This is a genomic window from Arthrobacter sp. 05L417, assembly GCF_056397865.1.
The window spans coordinates 55837-67530 of sequence record NZ_JBFTOG010000032.1 but is presented as its reverse complement, the minus strand read 5'-3'; the positions used below and the strand labels follow the sequence as shown (position 1 = coordinate 67530).

Genomic DNA, 11694 nt, shown 5'->3' with positions numbered 1-11694 from the left:
TCGACGGGCCAGACCGAGACCTGTTCCCGGACCGTGATCGCGGACCGCGGCAGCTCGACGGCGGGCAGCCGCGGGGAGTCCGAGAGCACCCAGGTGTCCTTGGACCCGCCGCCCTGGGAGGAGTTCACGATCAGCGAGCCCTCCTTCAAGGCCACCCGGGTCAGCCCGCCCGGCAGCACCCACACGTCATCGCCGTCGTTGACCGCGAACGGACGCAAGTCCACGTGCCGGGGCCCGAACTTCTCCCCGGAGAGCGTGGGCACGGTGGAAAGCTGCAGCACCGGCTGCGCGATCCAGCCCCGCGGATCCGCCAACACCCGCTTCCGCAACGCCTCCAGCTCCTCGGCCGAGGCATCAGGACCGATCACCAGGCCCTTGCCCCCGGACCCGTCCACCGGCTTGACCACCAGTTCCCCGAGCCGGTCCAGGACCTGCTCCCGGGCCTCCTTCTCCTCCAGCCGGAACGTCTCCACGTTGGCGATCACCGGCTCCTCATGCAGGTAGTACCTGATCAGGTCCGGCACGTAGGAATAGACCAGCTTGTCATCGGCCACCCCGTTTCCAACGGCGTTCGCGATGGTCACTCCGCCCGCCCGGGCCGCGTTCACGAGTCCCGGACACCCCAGCATGGAATCGGAGCGGAACTGCAACGGATCCAGGAATTCGTCGTCGATCCGCTTGTAAATCACGTCCACCCGCTGTTCACCGGCCGTGGTGCGCATGTACACCCGGTTCCCCCGGCAGATCAGGTCCCTGCCCTCGACCAGCTCAACGCCCATCAACCCGGCCAGCAGCGTGTGCTCGAAGTAGGCGCTGTTGAACACCCCCGGCGTCAAGACCACCACGGTGGGATCATCGACCCCCGACGGCGCCGTCTTCCGCAACGCCGAGAGCAGACGGCGCGGGTATTCCTCGACCGGACGGATGTGCTGCTGCCCGAACGCCTCCGGCAAACCCTTCGCCATCGCCCGCCGGTTCTCCAGCACGTAGGACACCCCGGAAGGCACACGGACGTTGTCCTCCAGCACCCGGAAGGTGCCCGCCGCATCACGGACCACATCGATACCGGACACGTGCACCCGCACGCCACCGGCCGGTTCGAAACCGTGCACGGCACGGTGGAAATGCGCGCTCGTGGTCACCAATGCCCGCGGCACCACGCCGTCCGCCACCACCGCCATCCGCCCGTAGACATCGTCCAGGAACGCCTCCAGCGCCCGCACCCGCTGCGCCACCCCCCGCTCCAGCACATCCCACTCATCAGCCGGAATCACCCGCGGCACGATATCCAGCGGAAAGGGTCTCTCCTCCCCCGCATAATCGAAGGTCACACCCCGGTCCAGGAACGTCCGCGCCATCGACTCCGCACGCGCACTTACATCGGCAAGGGTCAACTGGCCCAGCGACTCGGCGATGTGACTGTACGAGCCGCGAGCCAACATGCCCGGTGCGAACATCTCGTCGTACGCGCCGGTGCGCTCGACCGCAGGGCCGTAATCTTCAAACAGGTCTGACATTCCCCTCACCCTCTCAATAGGTGCTACCGAGTCAAGCGGTTGTTTATTGCGGATACATTTCGTGTCGTGAAACATCATTCATAGTCCAGAAAGCAACTTAACGGAGCCTGAAAAGGGCAGTGAAGCTGGGGTTTAGCGCGATTCAAAGCATTCCTCGCAGGAATTGCGCGGCAATAATCCGCGCAAACTCAGTGATTTCCGGGCCTTGAAAAGCCTGTCGGACAGCCAGACACCCGGCTGCCCGACAGGCTTTGCGGCAGGCGGGGACAGCGCTGCATCTGGCCGTTTGTAACTTAACCGCCGTGAAATAACGGGGAAACTCACCGCACCTAGCGTGGGTTGGGCGCCGGGCACCAAGCACCATTTCAAACAAACGGACCCGGCATTAGCCATCAATCGGGGGGACCATAATGTCCAACGGAATACCTCGGCCGGATCACTATCCAGCCGAAGACTTTGAAAACGAACGGGAACGCACGGGCGACCTTGCACTTGCGACCCAGGATTTTTCCAACGAAGACGCGGGGTACCACAAAACCCTCAAGCCGCGGCAAATCCAGATGATCGCCATCGGGGGCGCAATCGGAACCGGACTGTTCATGGGAGCCGGTGGCCGCCTCCATGGATCAGGTCCGGCGCTGATCCTCGTTTATGCGGTCTGTGGCTTTTTCGCCTTCCTCATTCTCCGTGCGCTCGGTGAGCTCGTCCTTCACCGGCCATCGTCGGGATCCTTCATTTCCTATGCCCGCGAGTTCTACGGCGAAAAGATGGCCTTCGCCGCGGGCTGGTTGTATTTCCTCAACTGGGCCATGACCTCGGTGGTGGATGTCACCGCCGTCGCGCTTTACGTCAAGTTCTGGGCGCCCTACTGGACGCCGCTGCAATCCGTGCCGCAATGGGCGATCGCCCTTGTGGCGCTCGTCGTGGTCCTGTCGCTGAACCTCGTGTCCGTCAAGCTTTTCGGCGAAATGGAATTCTGGTTCGCGCTGATCAAAGTTTCGGCGCTGGTCCTGTTCCTCATCATCGGCGTGTGCTTCCTCGTGTTCGGAGGCCACACGGACATCGGCCCCACGGGCTTCAGCGTCATGGCGGATAGCGGCGGGATGTTCCCCATGGGCGCCGTTGCCCCCTTGCTGGCCGTGAGCGGCGTGGTGTTCGCCTATGCCGCGATCGAACTCGTGGGTACGGCCGCGGGCGAGACGGAGAAGCCCAAGGAGGTCATGCCCAAGGCCGTAAACACGGTGGTCTTCCGCATCGGCATCTTCTACGTGGGATCGGTGCTCTTGCTTTCGCTCCTCCTGCCTTTCACCGCCTACAAGGCCGGAGAATCGCCCTTCGTGACGTTCTTCTCACACATTGGATCTCCGGATGCCGGCGCGACGTCCGCTTCGATCATGAACTTCGTGGTCCTTACCGCCGCGCTATCGAGCCTCAACGCGGGCCTCTACTCGACGGGTCGCATCTTGCGTTCAATGGCCGTCAACGGCTCTGCCCCGGGCTTCACGGCCAAAATGAGCAGCCATGGCGTTCCGTATGGCGGGATCCTTCTCACCGCGGTCATCACCCTGCTCGGAGTCGGACTTAACGCGGCGTTCCCGTCCGAAGCTTTCGAAATCGTGCTGGAAGTGTCCGCCCTTGGCATCATCGGCGGTTGGGCCACCATTGTGCTTTGCCAGATGAAACTGCAGAAATGGGCGAAGGAAGGAAAGCTCGAACGGCCGACCTTCAGGCTCTTCGGCGCACCCTTCACCTCGTACCTGACGCTCGCATTCCTGCTCTTCGTCTTGGTCACCATGGGCTTCTCAGACACCGGGCGCTGGGTACTTGCATCCCTGGTGGTGCTTGTTCCTGCTTTGGTGGGCGGCTGGTTCGCGGCGCGCAAAGGCATTTACCGCGCTGCGCTGGAGCGCTCCGGCTACACGGGCCCGTTCCCGGTGGTGGCTGAACGTCCCGCCATCGACGCCGCCCGGTAGCGCCTGCCCGGCTGTGATCTGACGAAAGGAGAAGGGCCCGACGGCGGTCGCCGTCGGGCCCTTGCGTTACGTTTAGGTGCGTTTAGCGCGTGCTCCCCGCCAGCAGGCCGCGGCGCAGTAGGAGGCGGCGCTCAATCGGGGCGAAGACCAGGAGCTCGATCAGGATGCCGACGAACAGGATCGCGAGGATCGCGGACATGACAGTGGCCATGTCGGACAAGGTGCGGCCCTGGTCCAGGAGCGAGCCGAGTCCGAAGCCGATGGTGCCGCCCACCGCGATGATTTCGGCGGCCATGAGCGAACGCCAGGAGAAAGCCCAGCCCTGCTTGAGTCCGCCGAGGTACCCGGGGAGGGCCGCCGGCAGGACGATCTGCAGGGCCATCTGTAGTCGCGAGGCCCCGAGGACCTTGCCGACGCTCCGGTATTGCGGCGGGATCTGGTCCACGCCGGAGATCAGGCCGTTGATGATGGACGGGATGGCACCCATCAGGACGACGAAGTACACGGTGCCGTCCGAGAGCCCGAACCAGATGATCGCAGCCGGAACCCAGGCCACCGACGGCAGCACCTGGAGCCCGGAAATGAGCGGTCCGAAGGCACGGCGCAGCGGCTGCACCTGAGCGAGGAGCAGGCCCACCGGTGTGGCCACGGCGACGCTGATGAGGAAGCCGATCACTCCTCGCTGAAGTGAGGTCCAGATGGCTTCCTGGGCTTTGCCTTCGGCCCAGAGGGCACCGAACTGGCTCAGGACGTCAAGCGGTCCGGGAACCTGGTCGCGGCGCTTGAAACCGAGGGAGACATAGAACTGCCACGCGAGGATGAGGACCAGGAGTGCCGCAATCGGGAGGATGACCCGGGCCCAGTCGATGCGCGCCTTGCGGTGGGCATCCGACTGCAACTTATCCAGGCCGGCTTCGAGGTCCCGGAGCTCGTCCGGGTTTCCCTTCAGTGACGGCGAGGTGATGTGGCGGGACTGTGGAGCTTGCTCGGCAGTCTCCCCTTCGGTGCTTTCCCCTGCAAGCCGGGTCTCTTGTTCAATTGGCATGGCGGCGGATCTCCTCGCGCAGGCGGCGGGTAATGGTTCCAGTCAGTTCCCCGGCACGGCCGGCGTCGGTCCGGTGTTCCTCGGTGACATCCCACTCGGCCACGACCCGTCCCGGACGGGAGGACAGCAGCAGGACCCGCTGGCCGAGCCTGACTGCTTCGCGCACGTTGTGCGTCACGAACACGATGGTGCGGCCGGTTTCCTTCCAGATCCGCTCGAGCTCGTCGTGCAGAAGGTCGCGGGTGATGGCGTCGAGGGCAGCGAACGGTTCGTCCATGAGCAACAGCTGCCGGTCCTGGGCCAAGGCGCGGGCCAGGGCAACGCGTTGCCGCATGCCGCCGGAGAGCTCGTGCGGGCGCTTGTCCCCCGCGCCACCCAAGTGGACGAGGTCCAACAACTCGCCCGCACGGGCAGCACGGGACGCTTTGCTCTGGCTGCCGGACTTGTCCGCGAGCTTCAGCGCGAGTTCGATGTTGCCGCGGGCAGTGAGCCACGGGAACAGCGCCGAATCCTGGAACATGAAGGCGGCGCCGTCGCTGGGCACCTCCAGGGCGCCCGACGTCGGCTGGTCCAGCCCCGCGAGGATGTTCAGCAGCGTGGATTTGCCGCAGCCGGACGCACCGAGCAGGGCGACGAACTCGCCTTGCTGGATGGTGGCGTTGACGTCGTCCAGCACCGGGGCGCCGTCGCCGAAGCGTTTACCCAGGTGTTCCAGTACGACTGGCATGGTCCCGTCCTTCGTTTGTTGCTTCGTTGGTGAATGTGCGCCCAACTAACTCGCAGTTGTTGTCGTTATGAGGCCTCAAAACGACAACTATTGCGAGCCAGTTGGGTCTTGGCGGCTTAGTCTTGGCCCAGTCCTGCGGCCAAGGTCTTCTGCCCGGTCACGCTGTTGAGGGCGCGGAGGTCGAAGATGCCGTTGATGTCGGCCGGTTTGGTGATGCCCGCGTCGACCCCGTCCTGGAGGAGCTTCTTGTAGGTTCCCGCGAGCGGGTCCACGGTGAAGGTGATGTTCTTCAGGGACCGGTCGATCACGTCGGCCGGCAGGGTGCTGCCCGCGGTCGCCTTCAGCGCGGCGTTGATCGCGGCGGCCTTGTCCGCGGCCGAGGCGGTGTTGAGCCAGTTGACGGAGGCTTCGTGGCCCTGGAGCAGGGCGGTCACGGTCTGCGGGTGGTCGGCGGCGAACTTCTTGCTCACGATCAGGATCGTGGTGGGGAACGCGCCCGGCTTTCCTGTAATGGACCCGTCCCAGAGGTCCTTCTCGTCCACGAGCACCTTGCCGCCGGCCTGGAGCACCAGGCGCGAGGCCCAGGGCTCGGGCAGCCACGCGCCGTCGAGCTTTCCGTCCTGGAAGAGCTTGAGGGTCTGGGCGTTGTCCGTCGGGTTGATCGCGACGTCGCCCCCGCCGTTCGGGTTGGTCTTCAGGCCCTGCTTGCCCAGCCACGCCCGCAGCGCCACGTCCTGGGTGCCGCCGAGCTGCGGCGAGGCCAGGGTCTTGCCCTTGAGGTCCGCGGCGCTGTTAATGCCGGGCTTGACCACCAGCTGCGCTCCGCCCGAGGCAGCGCCGGCGATGATGCTGACGGACGCGCCCTTGCTCTGGACGAAGGAGTTGATGGCCGGGTTCGGGCCAAGGTAGGCGGCATCGATGGCGCCGGCGTTCAGGGCCTCGACCGCGGCCGGTCCGGCGTTGAAAATCTGGGTGCTCAGCTTGGTGCCGCCCAGCTTGCCCGCGATGATGCCCTTGCTCACGCCCACCAGCGCCGGGGCATGGGTGACGTTGCCGAAGTAGCCGAGCCGGAGCTCCGCGGCAGGCGACGTCGAGGCCGCGGCCTGGGTTTCGTTGTTCTTCGCGACGACCGATGCGACGGCGGCGCCGGCACCGATCAGCAGGACCAGCCCGACGGCGATGCCGATCTCGAGCGTGCGGCGGCGCTTGGGCTTGCTGCTCTCGCCCGCGACGATGCGCGTGGTTCCCGGGTTCGAGCCGGGCGGCGTGGGTTCTGGGGTGTTTGACATGTTGGGAATCCTTGGGATGTGTTGCGGAACGGGCAGGGCGTGTATCAGGCCCCGCGACATCGCCCCGAAAGGGCAGCCAAGGACCAATCCGATGAGGTCATGGATTCACCATAGGGACTGTCATATTTGCCGTTCAATGATCCGGAAACCCGGGGTCACGCACGTTCATGCGGCGTCACAATTCGGCTGGTTCCAATGCAAAAAACCGCAGCTTGTTTCCCATCCCGGGCCTTGAAGGCGGGGGTTTGGGAAACAAGCTGCGGTTCCAGTCACAGGAGGGTCAGATGACGTAACGTTCGTCCTCATGGTCGCCCGGGTGGTCCTTCACCAAACCGGCGGCCAAGGTGTTGCCGTCCACGGGATCGATCACCAGGAACGCGCCCGTGCGGCGGTGGTGCAGGTAGTTCTCCAAGGGCAGCGGCGCGGCCAGTCGAAGCTGGGCGTTGCCGATGTCGTTCAGCTCAAGGCTGGAGGCGGCCTCGACGTTGAACGTGGCCAGGTCCAGCTTGCCCGTCACATTGCGCACCAAAGCCTGCACAGTCCGGGTCCCGTGCTTCACGAGCACCTTGGCACCTTCACGCAACGGCTTGGGTGAGAGCCAGCACAGCGCTGCGTACAGGTCGGCAGAGCTTTCGCGCACCGTCCCTGCCGCGGCAATGGTGTCACCGCGGGCGATGTCGATTTCATCGGCCAGGCGGATCGCCACGGATTGCGGAGCAGTGGCCTCAGCCAACTCGCTGCCGGCGAAGTCGATCCCCGTCACGGTGGTGATCCGTGGCTCGTGGCCCGGGCTCAGGACGGTGACCTTGTCGCCGAGCTTCACGGTTCCTTCCGTGATCTGGCCGGCGTAGGCACGGTAGTCGCGGTACGCCCCGACGTCGAGCCCTGCGGCGACGGCGTCGGGAGCCAGCGCGCCCTGCGGCCGGATGACCAGCTGGACCGGGAAGCGGAAGCTCTCCAGGTGGCTCTCAAGCTCATCGGCGGCCGGAAGGGTTTCCAGGACCTCGAGCAGGGCCGGGCCGCTGTACCACGGGGTACGGTCCGAGCGGTCCACCACGTTGTCGCCGTCGAGTGCTGACACCGGGATGACCGCGACGTCGGCAATGCCATCGCTGCCCAAGCCAAGCTCGCGGGCGACCTTCTGCACGTCCGTCTCGATTTCGCGGAAGACCGACTCGCTGAAGTCCACGAGGTCGATCTTGTTCACAGCGACGATCACGTGCGCCACGCGGAGCAACTGCAGCACCGACAGGTGGCGACGGGTCTGCTCCAGGACTCCCTTGCGGGCGTCAATGAGTACGACGACGGCGTCCGCAGTGGACGCGCCCGTCACCGTGTTCTTGGTGTACTGCACGTGGCCGGGGCAGTCCGCGAGGATGAAGCTGCGGCGGTCGGTGGCGAAGTAGCGGTAGGCGACATCGATGGTGATGCCCTGTTCCCGCTCGGCACGAAGGCCGTCGGTCAGGAGGGCGAGGTCGATCGCCTGGCTACCGGTGGCGCCTGCTCCGCCGAAGCCACGGTCCGCCGAGGTGCGGGCGACGGCGTCGAGCTGGTCGGCAAGGATCGCCTTGGAATCGTGCAGCAGGCGGCCCACCAGGGTGGACTTGCCGTCGTCGACGGATCCAGCGGTGGCAAAGCGGAACAACGTGGATTCGCGCAGGCCAGTCTCGAGGAGTGCGGTTTCGGTGCTCATTAGAAGTAGCCGTCCTTCTTGCGGTCTTCCATGGCTGCCTCGGAGATGCGGTCATCTGCGCGGGTGGCGCCACGTTCGGTGAGTGTGGATGCGGCAACTTCGACAACCACGTCGGCAACCGTGCGGGCGTCGGAAACGACCGCGCCGGTGCAGGACATGTCGCCCACGGTGCGGTAGCGGACGAGCTTGGTGACGACTTCCTCGTGGGGCTTCGGCATGGAAACCTCACCCACCGCACGCCACATGCCGTCGCGTTCGTAGACCTCGCGCTCGTGGGCGTAGTACAAGCCGGGCAGTTCAATGCCTTCGCGCTCGATGTAGCGCCACACGTCCAGCTCGGTCCAGTTGCTGATCGGGAACGCACGGACGTGCTGGCCCACCGTGTGGCGGCCGTTGTACAGGTTCCACAATTCGGGGCGCTGGTTGCGGGGATCCCACTGGCCGAATTCGTCCCGCAGGCTCAGGATGCGCTCCTTGGCACGGGCCTTGTCCTCGTCGCGACGGCCGCCTCCGAAGACGGCGTCGAACTTGTTGCGCTGGATGGCATCCAGGAGCGGCACGGTCTGCAGCGGGTTGCGGGTGCCATCGGCACGCTCGGCGAGCTCGCCGCGGTCGATGAACTCCTGAACGGAGCCAACCACGAGCTTAAGACCCAGGCGCTCCACCGTGCGGTCACGGAAGTCAATGACCTCGGGGAAGTTGTGGCCGGTGTCCACGTGCAGCACGGGGAACGGAACCTTGCCAGGCCAAAACGCCTTGGTGGCCAGGTGCAGCATGACCACGGAATCCTTGCCACCGGAGAACAGCAGCGCAGGCTTCTCGAACTCGGCAACAACCTCGCGGATGATGTGGATGGCCTCGGATTCCAACGTGTCCAAAGACGAGAGGCGGGCCGACCGCAGAGCCTGGGCGGCAGTCGGCGTCTCAGCAGCGTCGGTTTCCAGCACAGACAACTCCAGGTCCTCGTTGGTGATTTGGGTACTCATACGTGAAGTCCGCATTCTGTCTTGTCGGTTCCTGCCCAGCGGCCGGAGCGGGGGTCCGCTCCCGGGGCCACTTTGCGGGTGCAGGGCTGGCATCCGATGGACGGGTAGCCCTGGCTCAGGAGGGGGTTGACGGGAAGGATGTTGTCTTCGGAGTACTGGACCAACTGGTCAAAGCTCCAGTCGGCCATCGGGTTGACCTTGACCAGGCCGTTGGCCTCGTCCCAGGTGATCAGCGGCGTGTTGGTCCGGGTGGGGGCCTCGTCGCGGCGGACACCGGTGAACCATACTTCGTAGCCAGCCAGGGTCCGGCGCAGCGGCTGGACCTTGCGGAGCGCGCAGCATTGGGCGGCGTCGCGGGCGAACAAGTCCTTGCCGAGAAGGCGGTCCTGCTGCTCCACAGTGTTCTCTGGGAGCACGTCCACGATGTTCACGCGCAGGTTCGCGGCGACCTCATCGCGTGTGGCGTAGGTTTCCGGGAAGTGGTAGCCGGTCTCCAGGAAGAGGACGTCGACGCCGGGGAGCTGGTCAGCCACGAGGGCCGGCAGCACGGCGTCAGCCATGGAGCAGGCCACGGCAACGGCGGGCAGTTCGAAGTTGCGGGTAACCCAGGCGATAACGTCGCGGGCGGGCGCGTTCCAACCGAGCTCGGCGGCACCGGCTTCGGCGAGTGCTTTGAGTTCGTCGTGGGAGCGGAGCTGGGTGCTGGTGGTCACTGGAGATCTCCTTCATCTGCGGAGTGTGCCCATTCGGCGAAGGTCTGGCCTTCGGCACGGTCGGCCACGAACTTCCGGACTACCCGCTCTACGTAGTCGGGCAGGTCCTCGACGTAAACCTTGAGGCCGCGCACGGTGCGTCCGAGGCCTGCTTCTTCGCGGTTGGACGAAGCCAGCCCGCCGCCCAGGTGAACCTGGAAGCCCGGGGTGGGGTCGCCGTCGGGCGTTGGCAGCATCATGCCCTTGAGCCCGATGTCCGCGGTCTGAATGCGGGCGCAGGAGTTGGGGCAGCCGTTGATGTGCAGGGACAGCGCCTGGGGCAACTGGCCGCTGTCCGCGAGGTCGGCCAGGCGGCGTTCCAGTTCGGCGACCGCGGTGGCTGCCGTGACCTTGGTTTCCACGATGGCGAGCTTGCAGAATTCGATGCCGGTGCAGGCGATGGTGCCGCGGCGGAACACGGACGGGCGGGCGGAGAGGCCGAGGGTGTCCAGTTCGGCGACGAGCGGTTCCACCTGCTCCTTGGCGACGTCCAGCACAACGATCTTCTGGTGCGGCGTGGTGCGCAGGCGGAAGGAGCCGCGGGCTTCGAGGGTGTCCGCGAGCTTCACGAGCTGGCTGCCGGAGAGACGACCGGCCAAGGGCGTGGCTCCGATGAAGAACTTGCCGTCCTTCTGCTCGTGGATGCCGACGTGGTCGCCGGGCGTCGAGGGCTTGGGCGCTGCGGGGCCGTCGGAAAGCTTGAAGCCGAGGTATTCGTCTTCAAGGATCTGGCGGAACTTCTCGGGACCCCAATCGGCCATGAGGAACTTCAGGCGTGCCTTGGTGCGCATCCGGCGGTAACCGTAATCGCGGAAGATGCTGGTGACGCCGAGCCACACTTCGGCGGCTTCCTCGGGCTTCACGAATGCGCCGAGCCGCTTGGCAAGCATGGGGTTGGTGGAAAGCGCGCCGCCCACCCAGAGGTCATAGCCGACGCCGAGTTCCGGGTGGACCATGCCGACCAGGCCGAAGTCGTTGATCTCGTGGACCACGTCCTGCGAGGGGTGGCCGGTGATGGCGGTCTTGTATTTGCGCGGCAGGTTGGCGAGCTCGGGGTCGCCGATGAAGCGTTCCGCGAGTTCGTGGATCAGCGGCGTGGGATCGATGATCTCGTCCTTGGCGATGCCGGCAACCGGGGAGCCCAGGATGACACGCGGGACGTCGCCGCAAGCCTCGGTGGTGGACAGGCCAACGGATTCGAGGCGGCGCCAGATCTCCGGCACGTCCTCCACGCGGATCCAGTGCAGCTGGATGTTCTGGCGGTCGGTCAGGTCGGCGCTGCCACGGGCGAAGTCCACGGAGATCTGGCCGATGACGCGCAACTGCTCGGTGGTGAGCGCACCGCCGTCGATCCTCACACGGAGCATGAAGTACTTGTCCTCAAGCTCGTGCGGCTCAAGCGTGGCGGTCTTGCCGCCGTCGATCCCGGGCTTGCGCTGGGTGTAGAGGCCCCACCAGCGGAAACGGCCGTGCAAGTCCGTGCCGTCGATCGAGTCGAAGCCGTGCTTGGAGTAGACAGACTCGATACGCTCGCGGACGTTGAGCCCGTTGTCTTCCTGCTTCCAGGTCTCGTTGGCGTTAAGCGGCGCAGTGCCGTCGACCTTCCACTGGCCATGGGGTTTCGCGGCAGGACGGGCGGTGCGGGCCGGGCGCTTGGGTGCAGCCTCGTCCGCAGACGCTCCGGCTAGAGCTGTATCAGTCATGCATCGACT

Annotated in this window: 9 protein-coding genes; 1 reads left to right on the top strand and 8 read right to left on the bottom strand. The window is 65.5% G+C overall.

Translation table 11 applies throughout. The features are described from left to right. The coding region (locus AC1DJW_RS19685; protein ID WP_476902277.1) for a circularly permuted type 2 ATP-grasp protein at positions 1 to 1517 on the bottom strand (1517 nt) is incomplete at its 3' end. A gap of 410 nt (positions 1518 to 1927) precedes the next feature. On the opposite strand from AC1DJW_RS19685, the gene AC1DJW_RS19680 reads away from it, so the two are divergent. After that, a complete protein-coding gene (locus tag AC1DJW_RS19680) occupies positions 1928 to 3490 on the top strand; it encodes an amino acid permease (protein ID WP_284755380.1) in 1563 nt (520 codons plus the stop codon). An 82-nt stretch (positions 3491 to 3572) separates the two neighbouring features. Here the strand turns inward: AC1DJW_RS19680 and AC1DJW_RS19675 are convergent, their stop codons facing one another. From AC1DJW_RS19675 to AC1DJW_RS19645, 7 genes are all read right to left on the bottom strand, one after another. Beyond that, positions 3573 to 4535, bottom strand: coding sequence for an ABC transporter permease (locus AC1DJW_RS19675; RefSeq protein ID WP_284755379.1), 963 nt, complete (start codon positions 4533 to 4535; stop codon positions 3573 to 3575). Next, entirely contained in the window at positions 4525 to 5262 is a 738-nt protein-coding gene (locus AC1DJW_RS19670; RefSeq protein ID WP_284755378.1) for an ABC transporter ATP-binding protein, read from the bottom strand. The genes AC1DJW_RS19675 and AC1DJW_RS19670 overlap by 11 nt, the downstream gene beginning before the upstream one ends. A gap of 116 nt (positions 5263 to 5378) precedes the next feature. Beyond that, a complete protein-coding gene (locus tag AC1DJW_RS19665) occupies positions 5379 to 6551 on the bottom strand; it encodes an ABC transporter substrate-binding protein (protein WP_476902276.1) in 1173 nt (390 codons plus the stop codon). A 280-nt stretch (positions 6552 to 6831) separates the two neighbouring features. Further along, complete coding sequence (locus tag AC1DJW_RS19660; RefSeq protein WP_284755367.1) at positions 6832 to 8244, bottom strand: sulfate adenylyltransferase subunit 1; 1413 nt, start codon at positions 8242 to 8244, stop codon at positions 6832 to 6834. Continuing rightward, complete coding sequence (gene cysD, locus AC1DJW_RS19655) at positions 8244 to 9230, bottom strand: sulfate adenylyltransferase subunit CysD (protein ID WP_253190841.1); 987 nt, start codon at positions 9228 to 9230, stop codon at positions 8244 to 8246. The genes AC1DJW_RS19660 and cysD overlap by 1 nt, the downstream gene beginning before the upstream one ends. Next, entirely contained in the window at positions 9227 to 9943 is a 717-nt protein-coding gene (locus AC1DJW_RS19650; protein WP_390278460.1) for a phosphoadenylyl-sulfate reductase, read from the bottom strand. Before AC1DJW_RS19650 ends, cysD begins: the two co-directional genes overlap by 4 nt. Then, positions 9940 to 11685 carry a nitrite/sulfite reductase gene (locus AC1DJW_RS19645; RefSeq protein WP_284755363.1) on the bottom strand — a complete coding sequence of 582 codons (1746 nt, stop codon included), beginning with the start codon at positions 11683 to 11685 and terminating at the stop codon, positions 9940 to 9942. The genes AC1DJW_RS19650 and AC1DJW_RS19645 overlap by 4 nt, the downstream gene beginning before the upstream one ends. Positions 11686 to 11694: the final 9 nt, after the last annotated feature.